This is a genomic window from Streptomyces avidinii (genome assembly GCF_014650695.1).
In the GTDB taxonomy this organism is placed as follows: Bacteria; Actinomycetota; Actinomycetes; order Streptomycetales; family Streptomycetaceae; genus Streptomyces; species Streptomyces avidinii.
In genome coordinates, this window is sequence record NZ_BMVL01000001.1 from 40,432 (window position 1) to 65,304 (window position 24,873).

Below are 24,873 nucleotides of genomic sequence, written 5' to 3' on the forward strand. Positions count from 1 at the left end.
CGTTGCGCACGGCGGGGCACCCAACCCATGGAACACTGATTATCAACGGAACGTAATCAAACGATTACGCACGATGATCGGAGAAACGATGCAGAGACGTCGACTCAAGGCCGCGGCCCTGGTTGTGCCGGTCGTGGCCGCGCTCAGTCTCGGCAACACCGCGGACGCGACCTCGCTGGCGGCCATTCCGTGCGACGTCACCGCACTCAACAACGCAATCGTCGCCGCGAACAACAACACCGGACCGCACACCATCCGGCTCGCACCCAGATGCGTCTACAACGTCCTCACTCCCGCGTCGACCGGCGGTCTCGGCCCCAACGCCCTGCCCCTGATCACGGGCACCGTCACGCTGCTGGGGAACAAGACCACCATCCGACGGGATCCTGACGCGACCGAGGGCTTCCGCATCGCGGAGGTCGACGGCCCCGACGGGCGCCTGACCATTGAGGGTGTCACCGCGACCGGGGGCGGCTATCTCGAATACGCCGGCACCTACCTGCCCAGATCCGGAGGGACGCTCATCCTCAAGCACAGCACCGTGACCAACAGCACGGCGAACCAGGGGGGCGCCATCGCCGTGGACCTCAGCAGCACCCTTGAGATGTACGACAGCGTCGTGCGGGACAGTGCCGGCCAGCGGGGTGGCGCCATCTACAACGGGCCGGGAAGCACCACCTTGCTGCAGAGGACCAAAGTGGTGCGGAACCAGGCCACGGAGCTGGGGGGCGGCCTCTTCACCGCCGGGGTCTCCATGACCATCAAGAACTCGCGCATCGAGGGCAACCGCGCCTTCCAGCAGGGCGGCGGAATCTACAACGACCGCTCTCCGCTGGACATCTCCTCGACGACCATCGCGGACAACCGTGCGGGCCAGACGGGTGGCGGCATCACCAATGACGGCGCCACCACGCTGACGAACACACAGGTGCGGCGCAACATCGCGCTCAACGGCGGCGGCGTCTGGCAAGGAACCTCCGCCGGTACCGCCCTGACCCTCGTCAGGAGTCGGATCTTCGAGAACACGCCCAACAACTGCCGGCCCGTCGGGGCGATTCCCGGCTGCACGAACTGATCCCGACCCGATCCGCGGGCCCGGCCTGATCCACAAGACACGGCCTAGACGCGTTGCCCCGGGGTCGGCCGGGGCACCGCCGGAGTGGAGGACGGCGACACGGTGGGCTTCGGCGTGCGTGACGAGCTTGGCGTCGGGCTGGACGTCGGGGTCGGCGTGGGTGTCGGCGTAGGCGTGGGTGTCGGCGTAGGCGTCGGGGTCGGCGTAGGCGTCGGGCTGGGCGTGGGCGAAGGCTTCGGGTCCGGCGTCGGAGTGGGCGTCGGCGAAGGCGTCGGCGTCGGCATCGGGGTGGGGGTGGGCTTCGGGTCCGGCGTCGGAGTGGGCGTCGGCGAAGGCGTCGGGGTGGGCTTCGGGTCCGGCGTCGGGGTGGGCGTCGGCGTCGTGCTCGGCTTCGGCGGGGTGGGCTTCGGGCCCGCGCCCGTACCCGCCCGGTCCGGGATCTCGTGCGCGCCCTTCAGGTAGTACGCGAACCAGGAACGGACCGTCCGCAGGTACTCCGTGGACCGGTTGTACGACAGCACGGCCCGGTCCAGGTCCGCGTCCGCCCTCAGGTCCCGGGTCCCCGCACACAGGTACCGGGCGGCCGCGAGGGCCGCGTCGTGCACGTTGTTCGGGTTGCGCCGGCCGTCGCCGTCCGCGTCCTGCCCCCACGCCGCCCATGTGGAGGGGATGAACTGCATCGGCCCGACCGCCCGGTCGTAGCGGGAGTCCCCGTCGTAGGCCCCGCCGTCCGTGTCCGAAATGTTCGCGAAGCCGTTGCCGTCGAGCACCGGCCCCAGGATCGGCCGCAGTGTCGTCCCGCCCGCGTCGACCTGACCGCCGCGCGCCTGCCCGGACTCCACCTTGCCGATCGCCGCGAGGAGTTGCCAGCGCAGTCCGCATCCGGGGTCGCTCTGCCCGACCTTCCGTTCCGCGCCCGAATACGCCGCGAGCACGCTCGCCGGTATCCCCTGCGCCCCTTCCGCGGGCCCGGTCACGGCCGACGCCGGCGCGGCCTGCGAGCCCGTAGGCGCCTGCGGCGCCGCCGGCGGACCCTCTTCCGGCAGCAGCACGGCCGGCGGCTGCGGGCTCAGCAGCGGCGGGAGTTCGGTGAGGTAGGTGGAGTCGCCACCCGCCGTGTCCGCGGCCGGCGACGGCTGTGCGCCGTTCTCCCCGGCGGCGGAGAGCCGGTCGCCGCTCCCGCCCGCCGGGCCCTGGGACGCGGTCACCGCGGCGATCACCAGAGCGGACACCAGGGCTGCTGTCGTACCCCTGCGCAGCCTGCGTCCGATTATTCGAGCCGACATGAGCCGGACCCCTCCCCCTCGACGTCCGCGTGACCCTACGTCAACTCACTGCACACAGCACGCAAGGTCGCCCGGAATTCACCACATCCCTACGTCCCCGGGCAGGTCACGCATACTGTCTGGACCCTTCGGGAGCAATGGCCCGAAGTAAGGAACGTCCACGGGAACACCGAGGAGAGGCGCCATGCCGTTCACTCTCAGCCACGCGGCCGCCGTACTTCCGGCCATCCGCCGGACCGGGCGTGCGCGGGGCCCCCTCGTCGCCTCGGCGCTCGTCCTCGGGTCGTTCGCGCCCGACACCTTCTACTTCACGGACGCGGTCGTCGAGGGCGCCATGGCGTACGGGAGCTTCACGCACTCGCTGCCCGGGATCTTCACCCTGGACGCCGTACTGACGGCCGTCCTGGTGGCCTTCTGGCTGCTGCTGCGCGAGCCGCTGATCGCGCTCCTGCCACGCAACTGGCGCGGCAGGGTGCACGCCTTCGTACGGGGCGAGGAGTGGCGCGAGCGTCCCCGGCCGGCCGCGCTCCTCGGCTGGTTCTACGTCTCGGCGGTCGTCGGCTCCCTCACGCACGTGCTGTGGGACAGCTTCACGCACATGGACCGCTGGGGGACGAACGCGCTGCCCTGGCTCGGCGAGCCGATCGCCTTCGGCTTCCCGCCCTACACCTTCCTCCAGTACGGCACTTCGGCCGCGTCGGCGTGCCTGCTGCTGTGGTTCACGACGACCGCCCTGCGCCGGCTCCCCGCCTCCGCCGTCCCGGCATCGGTGCCCGTGCTCTCCCGCGCGGAGGTCCTGGGTGCGCTCGCCCTGCTGGTGGTGTGCGTGGGCGTCGCCGTCACCGTGCGCATCATCCGCTTCTTCACCTTCTTCGACCGGATCCGTACGCCGCTCGACATCATCCCGACCATCTGCTTCGGCACGGGCGGCGGCCTGGCCGTGGCCCTGCTGGTCTACGGGATCCTCGTCCGGCTGAGGCACCGCCACGACCGGACCGGGCGCCCCGCGGACGAGGAAACGCGAACGCCCGTCCCCACCGCCTGAGCGACGGGGACGGGCGTTCGGCCTGCCGTACGGGCATCAGTGCGCGGCGGACTCCCAGTCCGGGCCGACGCCCACCGACACGTCCAGCGCGGCCCGCAGCTCGACGGCGGCGCCCATCTCGCGGCGCACCAGCTCCTCGACCTGCTCGCGCTCACCCGGGGCGATCTCCAGCACGATTTCGTCGTGGACCTGGAGCAGCATCCGCGAGCGCAGGCCGGCCCCGGTGATGGCCTTGTCCACACGCAGCATCGCGACCTTGACGATGTCGGCGGCGGTGCCCTGGATCGGGGCGTTGAGCGCCATCCGCTCGGCGGCCTCGCGGCGCTGGCGGTTGTCGCTGTTGAGGTCGGGCAGGTACCGGCGGCGGCCGAAGATCGTCGCCGTGTACCCGGTGGCGCGGGCCTCGTCGACGACCCGGCCGAGGTAGTCGCGGACCCCGCCGAACCGCTCGAAGAAGGTCTCCATCAGGCCGCGCGCCTCGGCGGGCTCGATGTTCAGCTGCTGGGCGAGACCGAACGCGGAGAGCCCGTAGGCGAGTCCGTACGACATGGCCTTGATCTTGCGGCGCATCTCGGCGTCGACGGCGGACCGCTCCACCCCGAACACCTGGGAGGCGACGGTGGTGTGCAGGTCCTCGCCGGTCGCGAAGGCCTCGATCAGGCCCTCGTCCTCGGAGAGGTGGGCCATGACGCGCAGCTCGATCTGGCTGTAGTCGGCCGTCATCAGGGACTCGAAGCCCTCGCCGACGACGAAGCCGCGGCGGATGGCGCGGCCCTCGTCGGTGCGCACCGGAACGTTCTGCAAGTTGGGGTCGGTGGAGGACAGCCGGCCGGTCGCGGCGACGGTCTGGCTGAAGCTGGTGTGCACCCGGCCGTCGGCGGCAATGGTCTTCACCAGGCCCTCGACGGTGACGCGCAGCTTGGCCTGCTCCCGGTGCCGGAGCATGATCACCGGGAGTTCGTGGTCGGTCTGCGTGGCCAGCCAGGCCAGGGCGTCCGCGTCCGTGGTGTAACCGGTCTTGGTCTTCTTCGTCTTCGGCAGGTCCAGCTCGCCGAAGAAGACCTCCTGGAGCTGTTTGGGCGAGCCGAGGTTGAACTCGTGGCCGACGGTGGCGTGCGCCTCCTTGACGGCCTGCTGCACGGCTCCCGCGAACTGCTGCTCCATGGCCTCCAGGTGGTCGCGGTCGGCGGCGATGCCGGACCGCTCCATCCGGGCGAGGAGCTCGGAGGTCGGCAGCTCCATGTCGTGGAGCAGCTCCGCGGCGCCCACCTCGGCGAGCTTGTCCGTGAAGGCGTCGCCCAGGTCCAGGACGGCGCGCGCCTGCGCCATCAGGGCCTCGGCCTCGGCGGTCTCGTCGGCGCCGAAGGCCAGCTGGCCGTCGGCCGCGGCGGGCGCCAGCTCACGGTGCAGGTACTCCATGGACAGGGCGTCCAGGGCGAAGGACCGACGGCCGGGCTTGACCAGGTATGCGGCGAGCGCGGTGTCCATGGCGACCCCGGCGAGGGTCCAGCCGTGCTCGGGGAAGACCCGCATCAGGCCCTTGGCGTTGTGCACGACCTTGGGCTTCGCCGGGTCGGCGGCCCAGGCCGCGAAGGCCTGCTCGTCCGCCTCGTCCAGCTCGGCGGGCGTGAACCAGGCGGCGGCGCCGCCGGCCGCGGCCAGCGCGATCTCGGTGACATTGCCCTGGCCCAGTGCCCAGCTGTCGACGGTGGCGATGCCCAGCGGCCCGCCCGCGTGGCTCTCCAGCCACGGCGCCAGCTCACCGCTGCCCAGCACGGACGCGTCCAGCTCCACGGCGGCCACCGGGGCCGGTGCCTCCTCCACGGCCGCGCCCGGGTCCACGGTGAGCAGCCGCTCGCGGAGCGAGGCGTTGCGGATCTCCAGCACGTCCAGCACACCGAGCAGGGCGGTCCGGTCGTAGGGGGCGCGGACCAGGTCGGCGGGGCCCTTGGGCAGCTCCACGTCCTTGACCATCTCGGTCAGCACCCGGTTGAGCTTGACGGCGTCCAGGTGGTCCCGGAAGTTCTGCCCGGCCTTGCCCTTGACCTCCTCGGCGCGCTCGACGAGCTCCGCGAACGACCCGAACTGGGTGATCCACTTGGCCGCGGTCTTCTCGCCGACGCCCGGGATGCCCGGCAGGTTGTCGGACGGGTCGCCGCGCAGCGCCGCGAAGTCCGGGTACTGCTGCGGGGTGAGCCCGTACTTCTCCTCCACCTTCTCCGGGGTGAACCGGGTGAGCTCGGAGACGCCCTTGGTCGGGTAGAGCACGGTGGTGCGCTCGGAGACGAGCTGGAAGGAGTCCCGGTCACCGGTGACGATCAGCACGTCGAATCCGGCCGCCTCGGCCTGCGTCGCGAGCGTCGCGATCACGTCGTCGGCCTCGAAGCCGTCGACGGCGAACCGCGGCACGTGCATCGCGTCGAGCAGCTCGCCGATCAGCTCGACCTGCCCCTTGAACTCGTCGGGGGTCTTGGAGCGGTTCGCCTTGTACTCGGGGAACTCCGTCGAACGCCACGTCTTGCGGGAGACGTCGAACGCCACCGCGAAATGCGTGGGGGCCTCGTCGCGCAGCGTGTTCGCCAGCATCGACGCGAAACCGTAGATTGCGTTGGTCGGCTGCCCCGTCGCGGTCGTGAAGTTCTCCGCGGGCAGCGCGAAGAACGCCCGGTAGGCCAGGGAGTGCCCGTCCATGAGCATCAGGCGGGGACGGTCCGCTGCGGGCGGCTGGTCGGTCTTCTTCGCTGATGAATCTGCCACGCCCCCGATCCTAGGCGCCCCCACCGACAATTCCGGCCCCTCGCCTCCCCCGGCGCATCCGCCCCACCGGACGCCCCCGGCGCACCCGCCCGGAGCCGGTGAGCCCCGGACCGCCCTCCCCTCGTTCCGTGGTCCGTGCAAGGATCGGACGACGCGGCCGCACGTGCTGCATACGTACGCACGCTCGAAGGGGAGCGCGATGGCGACCAAGCCGCCCACAGGCGATCCGATACAGGACGCACCGCAGGTCACACCGCCCAAGCACGCGGCCGCCGGCCTGCCGGCGATCGGGCACACCCTGCGGATCGCGCAGCAGCAGATGGGCGTGGCCCGTACCGCCCGCACGCTCCTCAAGGTCAACCAGAAGGACGGCTTCGACTGCCCCGGCTGCGCCTGGCCCGAGGGCGACAAGCGGCACACCGCCGAATTCTGCGAGAACGGCGCCAAGGCCGTCGCGGAGGAGGCCACGCTGCGCCGGGTCACCCCCGAGTTCTTCGCCGCGCACCCGCTGGCCGACCTGGCCACGCGCTCCGGCTACTGGCTGGGCCAGCAGGGACGCATCACCGAGCCCATGCTCCTGGAGCGCGGGGCGGCGCCCGGGGGCGACGACCGGTACGAGCCGGTCAGCTGGGAGAAGGCCTTCGAGGTCATCGCCGAGGAGCTGACCGCCCTCGACTCCCCCGACGAGGCCCTCTTCTACACCTCGGGCCGCACCAGCAACGAGGCCGCGTTCCTCTTCCAGCTCTTCGCCCGCGAGTTCGGCACCAACAACCTGCCCGACTGCTCCAACATGTGCCACGAGTCCTCGGGCTCCGCGCTGACCGAGACCATCGGCATCGGCAAGGGCAGCGTCTCCCTCGAAGACCTCCACCGGGCCGACCTGATCATCGTCGCGGGACAGAACCCGGGCACCAACCATCCGCGCATGCTCTCCGCCCTGGAGAAGGCCAAGACCGCAGGCGCCCGGATCATCTCGGTGAACCCGCTGCCCGAGGCCGGCACGGAACGGTTCAAGAACCCGCAGACCCCGATCGGCATGTTCCGGGGCACCGCCCTCACCGATCTCTTCCTGCAGATCCGCATCGGCGGCGACCAGGCCCTCTTCCGCCTCCTGAACAAGCTCGTCATCGAGACGGACGGCGCCACCGACGAGGCCTTCATCCGCGAGCACACCCACGGCTACGAGGACCTCGTGGCCGCCGCGAAGGAAGCCGACTGGGAAGAGACCCTCACCGCGACGGGCCTGACCCGCCCCGAGATCGAGCAGGCCCTGGCCATGGTCCTGGCCTCGGAGCGCACCATCGTCTGCTGGGCCATGGGCCTCACCCAGCACAAGCACGCCGTCGCCACCATCCGCGAGGTCGTCAACCTCCTGCTGCTGCGCGGCAACATCGGCCGCCCCGGCGCCGGCGTCTGCCCCGTCCGCGGCCACTCCAACGTGCAGGGCGACCGCACCATGGGGATCTTCGAACGCCCCGCACCCGCCTTCCTCGACGCCCTCGACCGCGAGTTCGGCATCACCTCGCCCCGCGGGCACGGCTACGACGTGGTCCGCTCCATCCAGGCGCTGCGCGACGGCAGGGCCAAGGTCCTCTTCGCGATGGGCGGCAACTTCGTCGGCGCCACCCCCGACACCGAGGTCACCGAGGCGGCGATCCGGAAGGCCGCCCTGACGGTGCACGTCTCCACCAAGCTCAACCGCTCCCACGCGGTCACCGGCCGGCGGGCCCTGATCCTGCCCACCCTCGGCCGTACCGACAAGGACGTCCAGCAGAGCGGCAAGCAGTTCGTGACCGTCGAGGACTCCATGGGCATGGTCCACGCCTCCCGCGGCAACCTCGCCCCGGCCTCCCCGCACCTGCTGTCCGAGCCCGCGATCGTGGCCCGGATGGCCCGCGCCGTCCTCGGCACGGCCTCCGCCACCCCGTGGGAGGAGTTCGAGCGCGACTACGCCTCGATCCGCGAGCGGATCTCCCGCGTGATCCCCGGCTTCGAGGACTTCAACGCCAGGGTGGCCCGCCCCGGCGGCTTCCAGCTCCCGCACGCCCCGCGCGACGAGCGCCGCTTCCCGACGAAGACCGGCAAGGCCAATTTCACGGCCGCGCCCGTGGAGTACCCGAGGGTTCCGGCGGGACGGCTGCTCCTGCAGACCCTGCGCAGCCACGACCAGTACAACACCACGATCTACGGCCTCGACGACCGCTACCGCGGCATCACCGGCGGCCGCCGCGTCGTCATGGTGAATCCCGCCGACGCGGCCGAGCTGGGCCTGGCCGACGGCTCGTACACGGACCTGGTGAGCGAGTGGACGGACGGAGTGGAGCGGCGCGCGCCCGGCTTCCGGGTCGTGCACTACCCGACGGCCCGCGGCTGCGCCGCCGCGTACTACCCGGAGACCAACGTGCTGGTCCCGCTGGACTCGACCGCGGACGTCAGCAATACCCCGGCCAGCAAGTCCGTCGTCGTGCGCTTCGAACCGGCCTGATAGAACGACCTCAGGACAAGAAGGTTAACGAGCGTTGACGAACGGAGCCTGACCATGGGCGAGCAGCACGCAGTGAAGTTCCCGCAGGAGGTGCTCGACGAGTACGCGGCCCTGGGCATCGACCTGCCCGCGCTGTTCTCGGCGGGAGACCTCGGCGAGCGGATGGACATCCGCATCCTGGAGGCCTCGGCCGACCGCGTCGTCGCCACCATGCCCGTCAAGGGCAACACCCAGCCGTACGGGCTGCTGCACGGCGGGGCCTCGGCCGTGCTGGCGGAGACCCTCGGCTCGATCGGCGCCATGATGCACGGCGGCATCAGCAAGATCGCCGTCGGCGTGGACCTGAACTGCACCCATCACCGGGGCGCCCGCAGCGGCATCGTCACGGGCGTCGCCACCCCGGTGCACCGCGGCCGCTCGACCACCACCTTCGAGATCGTCATCACCGACGAGCAGGACAAGCGGATCTGCACCGCCCGCCTGACCTGCCTGCTGCGCGACGCCGACCAGGCCGCCGCCGCACAGTCCTGACCAGGCCGGCGCGACCCACCCGGCGGCGCCCGACCGACCTGACCGGCGCCACCCGACCGACCCGGCCGACCCGGCCGGCTCGCCCGGCTCGCCCGGCCCCGGCCCCGACCCCGGCCGGCCACGCAGCACCCGCAGGCCCGGATCCGCCCCGCACGGCGGCGGATCCGGGCCTGCGCCTGTTTCACGCCGCCTCAAGGACGTCCCGGCCCGCCCCGGACCGTTCCGGACCGGCCCGAACCCGCCAACCGCCCGGAATCCGCCAGTCCGCACGCTGCGCGGCGGCAGCTGTTGTGTCACCAATGGTGACCGCCTACCTTCCCCTCATGGGGACCATGCCACGCACGGCCCGGTACGCCGCCCACATCCTCCTCGCGGCGCTCGCCCTGTCCGGATGCCGATCCTCCGCACCACCCTCCGCGGCGGGCTCCGGGACGCCCTCCGGCAGCCCGTCCGGCGAGCCCTCCGCCGCCCCGTCCACGCCCGTACAGGTCTGCACGAGCCTCGTGTCGTACTGGGCGAAGGAGACCCTCCTGGGCACCAAATGGTCCGGTCTCGACTGGGAGCAGAAGGGCCTGTCGAACGGCCAGTACGCGATTCAGGAGGACGCGGTCGCCGCGGGCCGCGCCGAGGAGCGAACTGCCGGACAGGGCAAGGCACTTGAGCTGATCGACCGGTTCGTCGCCCGGCGCTGCGCCGAGCAGGACGGCGCGACCGCCAGTTCGGAGAACTGGCGTCCCCCGACGTGACCGGCATCACCGCATTCCCGAGTGCGGTGTCCGCCTTCCGGGCAGATCCCCCCGCAGGGCCGAACCGCAGGTGAGAGGCCATGCCTCCACTCGAACAAGATCCGTTCGAGTTCGAAAGTGCCCTCTTGACCGTCACTGTGCGTAATGCCCACTAGGGGCGTAATCCGCCTTTTCCCTTAAGAAAGACCACCCGGAGGATTCTTTTGGGCACGCGCAGCCACAATCGGCCGAAAATGATCTAAGACAGGTGCATGGAGGCCTCAAGCCCCTTAGAAGAACAGGTAATTCTCAGGATGCGGACACCCGCCAAAGTAAGAAAACGTCCGTTTTGTCCACACTCCCGCCACACATTCTTGGCCTTGGCATAACAAGAGCGTCACATCCTCCTTTCCCTGCTCCCCGTGTTCACCACCTCGGGCCTAGAGTCACGGCCAGTCACCGCGCCGCAGGGCGCAATCAGCACGGCCGTGGACCTCCCAGTGCGGCCCGGCGACCTAACGGCACCTCTCACGAGAGAGCCGCGCCAGGGAAAGGAAGAATCGTGCGACACCGTTCTTTGCTCGTCCTCACCACCGTGATCACCACGGGAGCACTGACCCTCACCGCTTGCGGATCGCGCGACGGCGGAGACTCCAAGGACAACGGCGGCGGCAAGAAGACCACCGTCGTCATCGGTGTGGACGCCCCGCTCACGGGCTCGCTCTCCGCGCTCGGCCAGGGCATCAAGAACTCCGTCGACCTCGCGGCCAAGACGGCCAACAAGAACAACGAGGTCCCGGGCATCGAGTTCAAGGTCGAGGCCCTCGACGACCAGGCCGTCCCCGCCTCCGGCCAGGCCAACGCCACCAAGCTCGTCGGCAACAAGGACGTCCTCGGCGTCGTCGGCCCGCTGAACTCCGGCGTCGCCCAGCAGATGCAGGGCGTCTTCAACTCCGCCAACCTGGCGCAGGTCTCCCCCGCCAACACCAACCCCGCGCTCAGCCAGGGCGACAACTGGGGCAAGGGCGAGTTCAAGCGCGGCTTCAAGACCTACTTCCGCACCGCCGCCACCGACGTGGTCCAGGGCAAGTTCGCCGCCCAGTACCTCTTCAAGGACGCCGGCAAGAAGAAGGTCTTCATCGTCGACGACAAGCAGACCTACGGCGCCGGCCTCGCCGCGATCTTCGCCGAAGAGTTCAAGAAGCTCGGCGGCGAGGTCGTCGGCACCGACCACGTCACCGTGAAGGAGACCGACTTCTCCTCCACCGCCGACAAGGTCAAGACCTCCGGCGCCGACTCCGTCTACTTCGGCGGCCAGTACCCCGAGGGCGGCCTGCTCGCCGACCAGATCAAGAAGACCGGCGCCAACGTCCCCCTCATGGGCGGCGACGGCATCCAGGACCCGGCCTTCATCAGCGCCTCCGGTGAGGCCAACGAGGGCGACCTCGCCACCTCCATCGGCTACCCGGTCGAGAAGCTGGACACCGCCAAGAAGTTCATCGAGGACTACAAGGCCGAGGGTTACAAGGACCCGTACGCCGCCTACGGTGGCTACTCCTACGACGCCGGCTGGGCCGTCATCCAGGCCGTCAAGGCCGCCGTCGCCGCCAACGGCGGCAAGCTGCCCACCGACGCCCGCGCCAAGGTCGTCGAGGCGCTCGGCAAGGTCTCCTTCGAGGGCGTGACCGGCAAGGTCGCCTTCGACGAGTACGGCGACACCACCAACAAGCAGCTCACGGTCTACAAGGTCGAGGGCGGCAAGTGGGTCGACGTCAAGAGCGACACCTTCAACCAGTAAGCCCGTAGTCCCCAGCACCACCCGCACCACCTGAACCAATCGCCGCGCGAGGGCGCAAACAGCGCCCTCGCGCGGAGTCTTATCCGACACGCTCATCGGAGGCCCTGCGGTGCACGAACTGCCGCAACAGCTGGCCAACGGCCTGGCCCTCGGTGCTCTCTATGGCCTCATCGCCATCGGGTACACCATGGTCTACGGCATCGTCCAGCTCATCAACTTCGCCCACGGCGAGATCTTCATGATCGGCGGCTTCGGCGCGCTCACCGCCTACGCCATCCTCCCGACCGGCACCTCCCTGCTGATCGCGATACCCGTCATGATCGTCGGCGGCGCCATCTGCTCCGTCGCCGTGGCATGCGCAGCCGAACGCTTCGCCTACCGCCCCCTGCGCAGCGCCCCCCGGCTCGCACCCCTCATCACCGCAATCGGCCTCTCGATCGCGCTCCAGCAGCTCGTCTGGCAGTTCTACCCGGACGCCAAGAAGGCCGTCAGCTTCCCCGAATTCAAGGGCGCAGCCTTCAAGATCACCGACAGCCTGGCGATCCAGCGCGCGGACCTCTTCGTCCTCATCCTCGCCCCGCTCTGCATGCTCGCCCTCGGCGTCTTCGTCCAGAAGAGCCGCAGCGGCCGCGCCATGCAGGCCACCGCGCAGGACCCCGACACCGCGAAGCTGATGGGCATCAACACCGACCGCATCATCGTCATGGCCTTCGCCATCGGTGCCGCGTTCGCCGCCGTCGCCGCCGTCGCCTACGGCCTCGACAAGGGCCAGATCAACTTCGAGATGGGCTTCATCCTCGGCCTCAAGGCCTTCACCGCAGCCGTCCTCGGCGGCATCGGCAACATCTACGGAGCCATGGTCGGCGGCGTCGTCCTCGGACTCGCCGAAGCCCTCTCGATCGCCTACATCGAAGACATCCCCGGCATGTCGCAGCTCGGCGGTGGCGCCTGGTCCAACGTCTGGGCCTTCGTACTCCTCATCGTCGTCCTCCTCGTGCGGCCACAAGGCCTGCTCGGTGAGCGCGTCGCGGATCGGGCGTGAGAACCATGACCACCACCACCAGCACCCCGCAGACCGCCACGGCCAAGCAGGGCCCCGCGCCCACCACGCTGCTCTACGCGGTCATCGGCGGCAGCCTCCTCACCATCGTCAGCGCCTTCCTCGCGTGGACGTGGACCGCCGAATTCCCCGGCGACCTGACCTACTACGGAAGCCCCGCAGGCCTCCAGTACGTCACCCTCGCCGGAGCCGCCCTCACCCTCGCCTTCGCGCTCTCCGCGCTCGGCGTCAAGGGCTTCGGCTGGCTCACCCCCGCCGGCTCCCGCAAGGCCATCTGGTTCCTGGCCCTCGGCAACCTCGCCGCCACCCTGTTCACGGTCCTGGCCATCACCGTCGTCCTCGGCGGAGTGATCAACCTCGAACCCGGCGCGTACGTCGCCCTCGTCGGCTCGGTCATCCCCGTCCTCGCCGCGAACAAGCTCCCGGACGACACCCGCAAGGCGGCCCCCGCCAAGCAGCTGCCCTCCTGGGCCGAGATCCTCATCGTCACCGGCGTCTTCGCCCTCGGCCTCTTCGTCATCACCTTCGGCATCGACACCGATGACAAGGAACCGCAGCTCTTCGTCGCCTACCTGATCACCGTCGGCGTCGCGGCCCTCGCACTGAACAAGGCAGGCCTCTTCGCCCGCCTCGCAGGCATCACCGCCAAGCACCGCCAGGTCACCCTCATCGGAACCGCGGCCGCAGCGATCGCCTTCCCGTTCATCCAGCAGAGCGGCGACACCTACACGCTCATCGCGGTCAACATCCTGATCTTCGCGACCGTCGCCCTCGGCCTCAACGTCGTCGTCGGCCTCGCCGGCCTCCTCGACCTCGGCTACGTCGCCTTCCTCGGCGTCGGCGCCTACGCCGCAGCCCTGGTCTCCGGAAGCACCGCATCCGCCTTCGGCATCCACCTCCCCTTCTGGGCAGCGGTCATCGTCGGCGCCCTCGCCTCGCTCATCTTCGGCGTGGTCATCGGAGCCCCGACCCTGCGCCTGCGCGGCGACTACCTCGCCATCGTCACCCTCGGCTTCGGAGAAATCTTCCGCATCGCCATGGGCAACCTCGACGGCACCTCCGGCCCGGACATCACCAACGGCCCCAACGGCATCCCCAACATCCCCCACCTCGAAATCCTCGGGTGGAACTTCGGGGAATCCCACGTGGTCGGCGGCATCACCCTCGGCGCCTACGCCAACTACTACTTCCTGATGCTGCTCGTGATGGCCCTCGTCATCGTGGTCTTCGCCCGAGCCGGCAGCAGCCGCATCGGCCGCGCCTGGGTCGCCATCCGCGAGGACGAGACCGCCGCCGAAGCCATGGGCATCAACGGCTTCAAGGTCAAGCTCATCGCCTTCGCCCTCGGCGCCACCCTCGCCGGCCTCGCCGGCACCGTCCAGGCACACGTCAACAGCACGGTCGTCCCCGAGAACTACGTCTTCGCCGGGCCCGTCCCGCCGAACTCCGCGTTCCTCCTCGCCGCCGTCATCCTCGGCGGCATGGGCACCATCCGCGGCCCCATCCTCGGCGCCGCACTCCTCTTCCTCATCCCGGCGAAGCTGGCCTTCCTCCAGGACTACCAGCTCCTCGCCTTCGGCATCGCCCTCATCCTGCTCATGCGCTTCCGCCCCGAAGGCCTCATCGCCAACAAGCGCGCGCAGCTCGAGTTCCACGACGACACCGCTGACCAGGCCCCCACGGACCTGGCCACCGCCAAGGCGGGGGCGTGAACAACATGACGACCACCACAGACACCACCACGGACACCACCACCAAGACCACGGTTCTCGAAGCCAAGGGCGTCACCATGCGCTTCGGCGGCCTCACCGCCGTCAAGAGCGTCGACCTCCAGGTCAACGCCGGCGAGATCGTCGGACTCATCGGCCCCAACGGCGCCGGCAAGACCACCTTCTTCAACTGCCTCACCGGGCTGTACGTCCCCACCGAGGGATCCGTCAGCTACAAGGGCACGGTCCTGCCTCCCAAGCCCCACAAGGTCACCGAAGCCGGCATCGCCCGCACCTTCCAGAACATCCGGCTCTTCCACAACATGACCGTGCTGGAGAACGTCCTCGTCGGACGCCACACCCGCACCAAGGAAGGCCTCTGGTCCGCACTCCTGCGCGGCCCCGGCTTCAAGAAGGCCGAAGCCGCCAGCGAAGCCCGCGCCATGGAACTCCTCGAGTTCATCGGGCTGGAGAACAAGGCCCAGCACCTGGCCAAGAACCTCCCCTACGGCGAACAGCGCAAGCTGGAAATCGCCCGCGCCCTCGCCAGCGACCCCGGCCTCATCCTCCTGGACGAGCCCACCGCCGGCATGAACCCGCAGGAAACCCGCGCTGCCGAAGAACTCATCTTCGCCATCCGCGACATGGGCATCGCCGTCCTCGTCATCGAGCACGACATGCGCTTCATCTTCAACCTCTGCGACCGCGTCGCCTGCCTCGTCCAGGGCGAGAAGCTCATCGAAGGCACCGCGTCCGAGGTCCAGGGCGACGAGCGCGTCATCGCCGCCTACCTCGGCGAGCCCTTCGAGGGCGACCCGGGCGCCGCGGACGACGCCGTGGTCGAGGCCGCGGAAGCCGCGGCCGCGGCCGAGGCCGCCGCCGAACCGCAGGCCGAAGCCGCCGAGGCAGAGGTCGAGGCGGAGACGGAAGCCGAGCCCGAGACCGCCGCCGAGCCGGAGGCCGAAGCCGACACGGAGTCCACCACGGACACCGACGCCGACTCGGACGCCGACGCCGACGCCGACACGGAGTCCACGGACACCGACGCGGACAGCACCACCAGCACCACCAGCACGGAAGGAGACGCCAAGTGACCGCACTGCTCAAGGTCGAAGACCTCAAGGTCGCCTACGGCAAGATCGAAGCCGTCAAGGGAATCTCCTTCGAAGTCAACGAAGGCGAAATCGTCTGCCTCGTCGGCACCAACGGCGCCGGCAAGACGACCACCCTGCGCACCCTCTCCGGGCTCATCAAGCCCAAGAGCGGCACCATCACCTTCGACGGCCAGCCCCTCGCCGCCGTCCCCGCCCACAAGATCGTCTCCCTGGGCCTCGCCCACTCCCCCGAGGGACGCCACATCTTCCCCCGGCTGACGATCGCCGAAAACCTCCAGCTCGGCGCCTTCCTGCGCACCGACAAGGACGGCATCGAGCAGGACGTCCAGCGCGCCTACGAGATGTTCCCCATCCTGGGCGAACGCCGCAAGCAGGCCGCCGGCACCCTCTCGGGCGGCGAGCAGCAGATGCTCGCCATGGGCCGCGCGCTCATGTCCCGCCCCAAGCTCCTGATGCTGGACGAGCCCTCCATGGGCCTGTCCCCGCTGATGATGCAGAAGATCATGGCGACCATCAAGGAACTCAAGGCCACCGGCATGACCATCCTGCTCGTCGAGCAGAACGCCCAGGCGGCGCTCTCGCTCTCCGACAGCGCGCACGTGATGGAGATCGGCAAGATCGTTCTCTCCGGCACCGGCCGCGACCTCCTCCACAACGAGGACGTCCGCAAGGCCTACCTCGGCGAGGACTGACACAACGTGTGAGGCCCGCCTCCCCTCGGGGGGAGGCGGGCCTCACGCATGTCCGGGAACGGCTGCTACTTGCCGCTCTCCTTCTTCTTCGCCTCGGCGTCCTCGATGACCACCTCGGCGACCTGCTGCATGGACATCCGACGGTCCATGGACGACTTCTGGATCCACCGGAAGGCGGCCGGCTCGGTCAGCCCGTACTGCGTCTGCAGGATGCTCTTCGCACGGTCCACCAGCTTCCGCGTCTCCAGCCGCTGCGAGAGGTCGGCGACCTCCTGCTCCAGCGCACGCAGCTCCGCGAAGCGGGACACCGCCATCTCGATGGCGGGCACCACGTCGCTCTTGCTGAACGGCTTCACGAGGTACGCCATGGCCCCGGCGTCCCGGGCCCGCTCGACGAGGTCGCGCTGCGAGAACGCGGTGAGCATCAGGACGGGCGCGATGGACTCCTCCGCGATCTTCTCGGCCGCGGAGATCCCGTCCAGGACGGGCATCTTCACATCGAGGATCACCAGGTCGGGGCGGTGCTCACGGGCGAGCTCGACGGCCGTCTGGCCGTCGCCGGCCTCGCCGACGACGGAGTAGCCCTCTTCTTCGAGCATCTCTTTGAGATCGAGACGGATGAGCGCCTCGTCCTCGGCGATGACGACGCGGGTCGTCAGCGGCGGAACGTGCGACTGGTCGGCGTCGGGCGTGGGCGTCGACTCGTGCTCGGCGGTCACGGATGCTCCTCTTTGCGGGGCTCTGCTGCTTGGATGAGCCTACCTAGCAGCGAGGCAGCATGGTCACCCGGTACACTCCGACGTGCGACCCTGCCGGGTTGGTGGAATGGCATACACGGATGTCTCAAACACATCTGCCCGTGAGGGCTTGCGGGTTCGAGTCCCGCACCCGGCACAGCATCCAGAAAGCGGACGTTCACCATCGCGTGAACGTCCGCTTTTTGTCACGCGTGGCGAGCCACTGTCACAGAGGGTGGCCCCATGGAGTTCCACAGCCTTGAAACACGGCAGACGGCCCTCTCCCTCTTGCGCGGAGGCACCCGCAACGCGGACGTTGCGCGGCGTCTGAACGTACCGCTGGGCACCATCGGCTACTGGAAGCACTTGGACCGCGCAACGCGCGGGGAATGTCCCGGATCCCACGATCCAGATTGCCCTCGCTGCGATGGGAGCCCCCTGGACGCCGAGGCGTACGCATATCTGCTCGGGCTCTATCTGGGCGACGGCCATATAAGCCACTACTCGGGGCATCGCGTCCCCAACCTCATGATCACATGCGATGACCACTGGCCCGGCCTGATGGATTCCGCCGAGCGGGCGATGGAGCGAGTGTTCCCCTCCAATCAGGTGTGCCGGGTCCGGAAAGTCGGTTGTCACAACGTCAAGGTCTACTCGATGCACCTCGAATGCCTCTTCCCTCAACACGGGCCGGGCAGGAAACACGAGCGAGCCATCGCTCTCGAAGGCTGGCAGCAGGAGATCGTGGACGATCACCCGTGGGAATTCCTGCGTGGGTTGATCCACTCCGACGGATGCAGGATCACCAACTGGACCACCCGCATGGTCGGGGGCGTGAAGAAACGCTACGAGTACCCGCGGTACTTCTTCACCAACAAGTCCGACGACATCCGGAAGCTCTGCACCGACACGCTGACCAAGGTCGGCGTCCGGTGGACGGTCCTGGCGCGGGGCAGTGATCCGTTCAACGTGTCCGTCGCGCGGAAGGACTCCGTCGCCCTCATGGACGCCCACATCGGGCCGAAGTACTAGCGTCAGCGGTGGGTGACGGTCCCGGTGGTCGGGTCGTAGGTGATCAGGGGCGGCAGTTCGTGGTGGCCGGTGACGGTCTCGGCGGTCAGGACGGCCGGGCGGCCGCAGGCCGTGCCCAGTTCGGTCAGGAACCGCAGTACGTCGGCGACGTGGTCCCCGTCCTCGATGTCGTCGGGCCAGAGGGAGAATTCGATCCCGTCGACCGGCAGGTGGCCCGTGAACCTGGTGCGGCCGCAGCGGACGGAGAGGCTTGCCGTGTAGCCCTCCTCCAGCGTGGCGAAGGGGTCCTCGGTGTCGTTCCGGTCGATGTCCCGCCCCTCGGCGCCGTCGTGCCAGGTGAGCTGGTCGGCGGCGCCGCGGAAGTGGTGGAGGACCTGCTGCCAGTCGGTGTCGTCGGTGCCTGTGACGGTGATGTCGCGAAGGCTTCCGTCGACGTAGAACACCTCGCACATCCACGGTTCGGGCAGTCGGCAGGTGCCCGGGCGGGGTTCGCAGTCGTGGTGTGGTGGCTGCGTGGTCATTCGGTCCGTCCCCCGTGTGCGTCCGTTGCGAGGGCCAGTATGGCGTTACGGGAGGTCGCCGTTGCCGCCGAGGTTGGCGACCGTGCGGCGGAGGGTGTCGATCGTGGCCGCGTAGGTGGCGTCGTCGATGCCTTCCCGCATGCGTGTGTGGACCTTCGCGTTGCGGTCGTGGGCTCGGAGGCGTCCTGCTTCGCCGGCTGCGGTGAGGGTGAGGCGGTGGTCGGTCTCGGTGAGCCAGCCGCGGGTGGTGAGGTCGGCGTAGACCGCTTCGAAGTCGGTGTTCTGGTCGTCGAAGGGGGTCAGCTTCTCGGTGAGGGCCTTGCGGGTCCATTCGCCCGGGGTGCCGGCTGTGTGGCCCAGGGTCCACCAGTGGGGCTGGGTGAGGTGTTCTTCGGCGAGGGCCGTGCGGAGGCCGCCGATGACGAGGTTTGCGGCTTCGCGGGCCCAGTGGCCGATGGGCTGGGCGGCGAGCTGCTGCTGGGAGTACTCGTTCGTCGTCATGTCGCGAACGTATGACCTCAGGTGAGGTTGAGGTCAAGGGATGGGTCGACGAGCGCGGCCGGAGGTGATTTCGGCTCTGCGGTCGCTGCGAACGGGGATGCGGTGTTGTCGTTCGAGGAGTTCGGGGCCGTGGTGGATCGGCGGTTCGGCTGGTGGTGCGGGTGGCGGGTGACCGCGTCGGGCGGGGTGCGGCGGCCCGACGCGGTGCGTCGTGTGCGGGTGGTGCGTCAGCGGACGGGGTCGCCGATGTGGTGGATGCGGACGAGGTTGGTGGAGCCGGTGACGCCGGGGGGTGAGCCGGCGGTGATGACGACGACGTCGCCGGGGATGCAGCGTCCGATGCGCAGGAGTTCTTCTTCGACTTGGGCGACCATGGCGTCGGTGGAGTCGACGTGGGGGCCGAGGAAGGTTTCTACGCCCCAGGTGAGGTTGAGTTGGGAGCGGGTGGCCTGGTCGGGGGTGAAGGCCAGGAGGGGGATGGGTGAGCGGTAGCGGGAGAGTCGGCGGACGGTGTCGCCGCTCTGGGTGAAGGCGATGAGGAATTTGGCGTCGAGGAAGTCGCCCATTTCGGCGGCGGCTCGGGCGACGGCGCCGCCTTGGGTGCGGGGCTTGTTGCGGTCGGTGAGGGGCGGGAGGCCCTTGGCGAGGATGTCTTCTTCGGCGGCTTCGACGATGCGGGACATGGTGCGGACGGTTTCGACGGGGTATTTGCCGACGCTGGTTTCGCCGGAGAGCATGACGGCGTCGGTGCCGTCGATGATGGCGTTGGCGACGTCGCTGGCTTCGGCGCGGGTGGGTCGGGAGTTGTCGATCATCGAGTCGAGCATTTGGGTGGCGACGATGACGGGCTTGGCGTTGCGCTTGGCGAGTTTGACGGCGCGCTTTTGGACGATGGGGACTTGTTCGAGGGGCATTTCGACGCCGAGGTCGCCGCGGGCGACCATGATGCCGTCGAAGGCGGCGACGATGTCGTCGATGTTGTCGACGGCCTGCGGCTTTTCGATCTTGGCGATGACGGGGAGGCGTCGGCCTTCTTGGTCCATGATGCGGTGGACGTCTTCGATGTCGTGGCCGCTGCGGACGAAGGAGAGGGCGATGACGTCGGCGCCGGTGCGCAGGGCCCAGCGGAGGTCTTCGATGTCTTTTTCGGAGAGTGCGGGGACGGAGACGGCTACTCCGGGGAGGTTGAGGCCCTTGTGGTCGGAGACCATGCCGCCTTCGATGACGCGGGTGTGGACGCGGGGGCCGTCGATTGCGGTGACTTCGAGGGTGACGCGGCCGTCGTCGACGAGGATGAGTTCGCCGGTGGTGACGTCGGCGGCGAGTCCTTTGTAGGTGGTGCCGCAGGTGTGGCGGTCGCCGTGGTGGTCTTCGACGGTGATGGTGAACTCGTCACCGCGTTCAAGGAGTACGGGTCCTTCGCGGAAGCGGCCGAGGCGGATCTTCGGGCCTTGAAGGTCGGCGAGGATGCCGACGCTGCGGCCGGTCTCGTCGGAGGCCTTGCGTACGCGCTGGTAGCGCTCCTCGTGTTCGGCGTAGGTGCCGTGGCTGAGGTTGAGGCGGGCGATGTCCATTCCGGCTTCGACCAGGGCTTTGATCTGGTCGTATGAGTCGGTTGCGGGGCCCAGGGTACATACGATTTTCGCTCGGCGCATGAGGCGAGCGTATTCCCCTACCTGTGGGTAGGTAATCGCTTCCGGGTGTCCACTCAACAACCTTTGAGCAAAAGGTTGTTGACAACTGTTGAATGTGCATGGGGGTGCTCTGATGAGCACCCCCGGGGGGCTGAATTCGTCGGTTTTTCAGAGCTGGGGAGGGGTCATCGTGAACCGGGCGTTCACCTGGGCGTAGACGGTCTGGCGTTGGGGTTCGAGGTCGAGCGGCGGGGGGCCGGCTTCCTCGCCGGCGCTGAAGGCCATGGTGCGCATGCCGCCGCCGGGGTGGGAGGGGAAGGGTTCGGCGTTCTCGGCGCCGAGGTCGGCGAGTTCGACGAGGGCGGCGAGGTTCGCGCCGAGTGCTTCGGCGTATTCGCGGGCGCGCTGGACGGCTTCGAGTACGGCTTGTCGGCGGGCCTGGCCGTGGGCGGGTGAGGTGGGGCGCAGGGCCCACCAGGGGCCGTCGACCTGGGTGAGTTCGAGGTCGGCGAGGCGGGTGGTGAGTTCGCCGAGGGTGGTGAAGTCGCTGAGCTCGGCGGTGATGTGGACGCGGCCGTGGTAGGCGCGGACGCGTTCGGCGCGGCCGTGGCGGGTGAGTTCGGGGGTGATGGAGAAGGCGCCGGTTTCGAGCTTTTCGACGGGGTCGCCGTAGCTCTTGATGAGGTCGAGGACGGTGTTGTTGCGGCGGGTGAGGTCTTCGAGTGCGGTGCGGCGGTCGGTTCCGCGGGCGCTGACGGTGATGCCGATGCGGGCGATCTCGGGGTCGACTTCGATGCGGGCTTCGCCGCGGACTGCTACGCGGGGTACTTCGGGGGTTCCGTAGGGCTGGTGCGATGCGTGCGCTGCGTCCTGGGTCATGGTTTCCACTGTCGCACTGTCGCTCGCGCGGGTGTGGTCATCGGATCGCAACCTGGCGGGGGTGTTGTGGCCTGTTGCTGCTGGGTCAGAATCTACGCGCGTTGTTCACGCCTCAAAAGGGGAGATGGTATGGCGTTCGACCGTAGGACTTTTCTGGGTACGACGGCTGCGACGGGTGCGGCTGTGGCGTTGGCGGGGGCCACGAGCACCCCGGCTGCCGCGGCCCCGCAGGATGCGAAGGGGGCCGGGCCGCGGACGTACGCGTTCACGGTGATGGGGACGACGGACCTGCACGGGAACGTCTTCAACTGGGACTACTTCACGGACAAGGAGTTCGACGACAAGGCGCACAACGACGTCGGTCTGGCGAAGATCTCCACGTTGGTGAACCAGGTGCGGGCGGAGAAGGGGCGGCGCAACACGCTGCTGATCGATGCCGGTGACACGATTCAGGGCACGCAGTTGTCGTACTACTACGCGAAGGTGGATCCGATCACCGCGCGGCGTGGTCCGGTGCACCCGATGGCGCAGGCGATGAACGCGATCGGTTATGACGCGGCGGCGCTGGGGAACCACGAGTTCAATTACGGCATTCCGGTGCTGCGGAAGTTCGAGGAGCAGTGCGACTTCCCGTTGCTGGGGGCGAACGCGCTGGATGCGAAGACGCTGCGGCCGGCGTTCGCGCCGTACAGCATGCACAAGCTGCGTACGCCGTGCGGGCGGGATGTGAAGGTGGCGGTGCTGGGGTTGACGAACCCGGGTATCGCGATCTGGGACAAGGCGAACGTGCAGGGGAAGATGACGTTCCCGGGGCTGGAGGAGCAGGCGGCGAAGTACGTGCCGAAGCTGCGGTCGATGGGCGCCGATGTGGTGATCGTGTCGGCGCATTCCGGTTCGAGCGGTACGTCCTCGTACGGGGACCAGTTGCCGTACATCGAGAACGCGGCGGCGCTGGTGGCGGAGCAGGTGCCGGGGATCGACGCGATCCTGGTGGGGCACGCGCACACGGAGATCCCGGAGTACCGGGTGAAGAACGGGGCGACCGGCAAGGAGGTGGTGCTGTCGGAGCCGTTGAAGTGGGGGCAGCGGCTGACGCTGTTCGACTTCGAGCTGACGTGGGTGAAGGGCCGCTGGTCGGTGGCGAAGGTTTCGGCGAAGGTGCTGAATTCGAACACGGTCGCGGAGGACGAGAAGATCACGCGGCTGCTGTCGGACGAGCACCGCAAGGTCGTGGCGTACGTGAACCAGGTGATCGGTACGTCGACGCAGGCGATGTCGTCGGCGGAGGGGGCGTTCAAGGACGTCGCGATCATCGATCTGATCAACCACGTGCAGGCGGGGACGGTGAAGGGGGCGTTGGCCGGTTCGGAGTGGGCGGCGCTGCCGGTGCTGTCGCAGGCGTCGTGCTTCTCGCGGACGGCGGCGATCCCGGCCGGGCAGGTGACGATCCGGGATGCGGCGGGTCTGTATCCGTTCGAGAACACGATGGAGGCGCGGCTGCTGACGGGTGCGCAGGTGAAGGACTACCTGGAGTACTCGGCGCGGTACTTCGTGCGGACGGCGCCGGGTGATGCGGTGGATCCGGCGAAGCTGACGAACTCCGAGGGCATTCCGGACTACAACTACGACGCGGTGTACGGGTTGGCGTACGACATCGACATCGCGCAGCCGGTGGGTTCGCGGATCGTGGGGTTGTCGTTCCAGGGGAAGCCGGTGGATCCGGCGGCGCAGTTCGTGCTGGCGGTGAACAACTACCGGGCTTCGGGTGGCGGGAACTTCCCGCACGTGCCGCAGGCGAAGCAGGTGTGGTCGAACTCGGACGAGATCCGCAACACGATCATCCAGTGGGTGAAGGCGAAGGGGACCGTCGACCCGGCGCAGTTCGCGTCGGTGGACTGGCGTCTGACGCGGGCCGGGGTTGCGGTGTTCTAGGCCGTCCTGGGTGGGGCGGGGCCGGCCGGTCGCGGTGTGCCGCGGCCGGCCGGCCCCTGTTGGTGCGGTTCCCGTCAGCGTGCGGCGCCGGCGCGGCGCATGCGGGCGGCGAGGAGCAGTCCGGCGCCGGCGGCGAGTGCGGTGCCCGCGCCGCCGGCGATCATGGTGGTGTGGTCGCCCGTGCCGGTGGTGGCGAGGGGTGCGTTGTTGTGGCCCTGGCCGGTGACGGCGGTGTTGCCGGTGCCGGTGGTCGTGCCGCCGGAGCCCGTCCCGGTGCCGGAGCCGGTTCCGGTGCCGTTGTCCTTGGCGTCGCCGTCCTTGCCGGGGGCGGGCTTGTCCTTGTCCTTGGCGGCCTGGTCCTTGGCGCGGGCCTCGTGCTGGCCCGTCTTGAGGAACTCGGTCCGGTCGGCGGGGGTGCCGGCGAGGGCGGCGCGGCCGGCCTTGACGAGTTCCGGACCGCCGCCGTCGATGATCTTCGCGATGGTGACGCGGTTGTCCTGGTCTCGGAGCTCGTACTGGGTCACTTCCAGGAAGTGGCGCAGCTCGGCCGGGGTCGGCGATCCGTTCATGAGCTTGCCGATCGCCTCGGTCAGGATCGGGCCGTCCCAGCTCTCGTCGATGCGGGCCAGCTCGACCAGGTCGTCCTGGGCCTGGGCGAGGTGGCGGCCGGTCTTCAGGAACTCCGTGCGGTCGGCGGGGGTGCCCTGGAGGGCCTTCTTGCCGGCTTCCTTGACGGCCGTGCCGCCGGTGCCGATGAGTCGGGAGATCTCGACCTTGTTGTCGTCGTCGCGCAGCTCGTGCTGGGTGACGTCGTAGAAGTGGCGCAGCTTTTCGACGGTGTCTCCGCTGCTGAGGATCTTGTTGATGCCTCCCTTCAGGCCGGGTCCGGCGTTGGGGAGGAGGCGGAGGATCGCGATGCGGTAGTCGTCCATGCGGATGTTGTGCTGGTCGACTTCGATGAACTTGCGCATGGCCTTCGGGCCGTCGGCGATGGCCTTGCGGCCGGCTTCCTTCATGAACTCGCTGGCCATCGGGTGGGCGATGATCGCGAGGATGGTCTTGCGGTCCTCTTCGGCCTGGTCGGGCACGGTCTGGTCCGGCGTGGTCCGGTCCGGCGTGGTCGGTGCCGGCTGGTTGCCAGTGGCCGGGGCGTCGGGGCCGGCGGCGAACGCCGGTGACGCGATGAGGACGGCCGGAGCAAGGGCAGCGGTGGTGACCGCTGCGGCGATCCGGGAAAACTTCACAGACAAAACCCCCTGGAAACGTTTCTTCGACAGAAGAGACGTTCGACTTGCGCAGATAGTTGTACCGGTAACGTTCCCGCCCCCGGGACGTTCGGGGGCCGGGCCTCGATCACCG

General features: G+C 69.1%; 20 protein-coding genes and 1 tRNA gene. 13 read left to right on the top strand and 8 right to left on the bottom strand.

Features of this window, described 5'->3' with window-relative positions; all coding sequences use genetic code 11:
* Positions 1–88: 88 nt before the first annotated feature.
* Complete coding sequence (locus tag IE257_RS00185; protein ID WP_229920026.1) at positions 89–1,075, top strand: hypothetical protein; 987 nt, start codon at positions 89–91, stop codon at positions 1,073–1,075.
* 44 nt (positions 1,076–1,119) lie between these two features.
* Here IE257_RS00185 and IE257_RS00190 read toward each other — a convergent pair whose 3' ends face one another.
* A complete protein-coding gene (locus tag IE257_RS00190) occupies positions 1,120–2,361 on the bottom strand; it encodes a lytic transglycosylase domain-containing protein (protein WP_189963314.1) in 1,242 nt (413 codons plus the stop codon).
* Positions 2,362–2,545: 184 nt separating this feature from the next.
* Between IE257_RS00190 and IE257_RS00195 the strand changes: the two genes are divergently transcribed.
* Positions 2,546–3,406 carry a DUF4184 family protein gene (locus IE257_RS00195; RefSeq protein ID WP_189963316.1) on the top strand — a complete coding sequence of 287 codons (861 nt, stop codon included), beginning with the start codon at positions 2,546–2,548 and terminating at the stop codon, positions 3,404–3,406.
* 36 nt (positions 3,407–3,442) lie between these two features.
* Here IE257_RS00195 and polA read toward each other — a convergent pair whose 3' ends face one another.
* Entirely contained in the window at positions 3,443–6,097 is a 2,655-nt protein-coding gene (gene polA / locus IE257_RS00200; protein WP_372453046.1) for a DNA polymerase I, read from the bottom strand.
* Positions 6,098–6,362: 265 nt separating this feature from the next.
* On the opposite strand from polA, the gene IE257_RS00205 reads away from it, so the two are divergent.
* From IE257_RS00205 to IE257_RS00240, 8 genes are all read left to right on the top strand, one after another.
* Positions 6,363–8,648, top strand: coding sequence for an FdhF/YdeP family oxidoreductase (locus tag IE257_RS00205; RefSeq protein WP_189963320.1), 2,286 nt, complete (start codon positions 6,363–6,365; stop codon positions 8,646–8,648).
* A gap of 54 nt (positions 8,649–8,702) precedes the next feature.
* Positions 8,703–9,179 carry a PaaI family thioesterase gene (locus IE257_RS00210; RefSeq protein ID WP_189963322.1) on the top strand — a complete coding sequence of 159 codons (477 nt, stop codon included), beginning with the start codon at positions 8,703–8,705 and terminating at the stop codon, positions 9,177–9,179.
* Positions 9,180–9,502: 323 nt separating this feature from the next.
* Positions 9,503–9,925, top strand: coding sequence for a hypothetical protein (locus IE257_RS00215; RefSeq protein WP_229920027.1), 423 nt, complete (start codon positions 9,503–9,505; stop codon positions 9,923–9,925).
* Between the two features lie 541 nt (positions 9,926–10,466).
* Positions 10,467–11,702: a branched-chain amino acid ABC transporter substrate-binding protein gene (locus tag IE257_RS00220; RefSeq protein WP_189963325.1), complete on the top strand. Its 1,236-nt coding sequence runs from the start codon at positions 10,467–10,469 to the stop codon at positions 11,700–11,702.
* A 109-nt stretch (positions 11,703–11,811) separates the two neighbouring features.
* A complete protein-coding gene (locus tag IE257_RS00225; RefSeq protein ID WP_189963328.1) occupies positions 11,812–12,744 on the top strand; it encodes a branched-chain amino acid ABC transporter permease in 933 nt (310 codons plus the stop codon).
* A gap of 5 nt (positions 12,745–12,749) precedes the next feature.
* Positions 12,750–14,474, top strand: coding sequence for a branched-chain amino acid ABC transporter permease (locus IE257_RS00230; RefSeq protein WP_189964646.1), 1,725 nt, complete (start codon positions 12,750–12,752; stop codon positions 14,472–14,474).
* A 5-nt stretch (positions 14,475–14,479) separates the two neighbouring features.
* Positions 14,480–15,565, top strand: coding sequence for an ABC transporter ATP-binding protein (locus IE257_RS00235; RefSeq protein ID WP_189963330.1), 1,086 nt, complete (start codon positions 14,480–14,482; stop codon positions 15,563–15,565).
* The gene (locus tag IE257_RS00240; RefSeq protein ID WP_030385469.1) at positions 15,562–16,278 is read left to right on the top strand and encodes an ABC transporter ATP-binding protein; all 717 of its coding nucleotides are present in this window, start codon (positions 15,562–15,564) and stop codon (positions 16,276–16,278) included. The genes IE257_RS00235 and IE257_RS00240 overlap by 4 nt, the downstream gene beginning before the upstream one ends.
* A 65-nt stretch (positions 16,279–16,343) precedes the next feature.
* On the opposite strand, the gene IE257_RS00245 is transcribed toward IE257_RS00240, so the two are convergent.
* On the bottom strand, positions 16,344–16,997 hold the full coding sequence (locus tag IE257_RS00245; protein ID WP_030008501.1) for an ANTAR domain-containing response regulator: 654 nt from the start codon (positions 16,995–16,997) through the stop codon (positions 16,344–16,346).
* Between the two features lie 92 nt (positions 16,998–17,089).
* On the opposite strand from IE257_RS00245, the gene IE257_RS00250 reads away from it, so the two are divergent.
* Together IE257_RS00250 and IE257_RS00255 are read left to right on the top strand one after the other, a co-directional pair.
* Positions 17,090–17,172, top strand: a tRNA-Leu gene (locus tag IE257_RS00250).
* Positions 17,173–17,258: 86 nt separating this feature from the next.
* A complete protein-coding gene (locus IE257_RS00255; protein WP_189963331.1) occupies positions 17,259–18,047 on the top strand; it encodes a helix-turn-helix domain-containing protein in 789 nt (262 codons plus the stop codon).
* A gap of 2 nt (positions 18,048–18,049) precedes the next feature.
* On the opposite strand, the gene IE257_RS00260 is transcribed toward IE257_RS00255, so the two are convergent.
* From IE257_RS00260 to IE257_RS00275, 4 genes are all read right to left on the bottom strand, one after another.
* Entirely contained in the window at positions 18,050–18,568 is a 519-nt protein-coding gene (locus IE257_RS00260) for a hypothetical protein (RefSeq protein WP_189963333.1), read from the bottom strand.
* Between the two features lie 45 nt (positions 18,569–18,613).
* On the bottom strand, positions 18,614–19,069 hold the full coding sequence (locus IE257_RS00265) for a winged helix DNA-binding protein (protein WP_189963336.1): 456 nt from the start codon (positions 19,067–19,069) through the stop codon (positions 18,614–18,616).
* A 227-nt stretch (positions 19,070–19,296) separates the two neighbouring features.
* Positions 19,297–20,724 carry a pyruvate kinase gene (gene pyk, locus IE257_RS00270; protein ID WP_189963337.1) on the bottom strand — a complete coding sequence of 476 codons (1,428 nt, stop codon included), beginning with the start codon at positions 20,722–20,724 and terminating at the stop codon, positions 19,297–19,299.
* A 147-nt stretch (positions 20,725–20,871) separates the two neighbouring features.
* Positions 20,872–21,582, bottom strand: coding sequence for an SIMPL domain-containing protein (locus IE257_RS00275; RefSeq protein ID WP_189963339.1), 711 nt, complete (start codon positions 21,580–21,582; stop codon positions 20,872–20,874).
* A 129-nt stretch (positions 21,583–21,711) separates the two neighbouring features.
* Between IE257_RS00275 and IE257_RS00280 the strand changes: the two genes are divergently transcribed.
* Positions 21,712–23,514 (top strand): bifunctional metallophosphatase/5'-nucleotidase, encoded by a 1,803-nt coding sequence (locus tag IE257_RS00280; RefSeq protein WP_189964648.1) that lies wholly within the window; start codon positions 21,712–21,714, stop codon positions 23,512–23,514.
* 74 nt (positions 23,515–23,588) lie between these two features.
* Here the strand turns inward: IE257_RS00280 and IE257_RS00285 are convergent, their stop codons facing one another.
* A complete protein-coding gene (locus IE257_RS00285; protein WP_189963341.1) occupies positions 23,589–24,758 on the bottom strand; it encodes an ALF repeat-containing protein in 1,170 nt (389 codons plus the stop codon).
* Between the last annotated feature and the right edge of the window lie 115 nt (positions 24,759–24,873).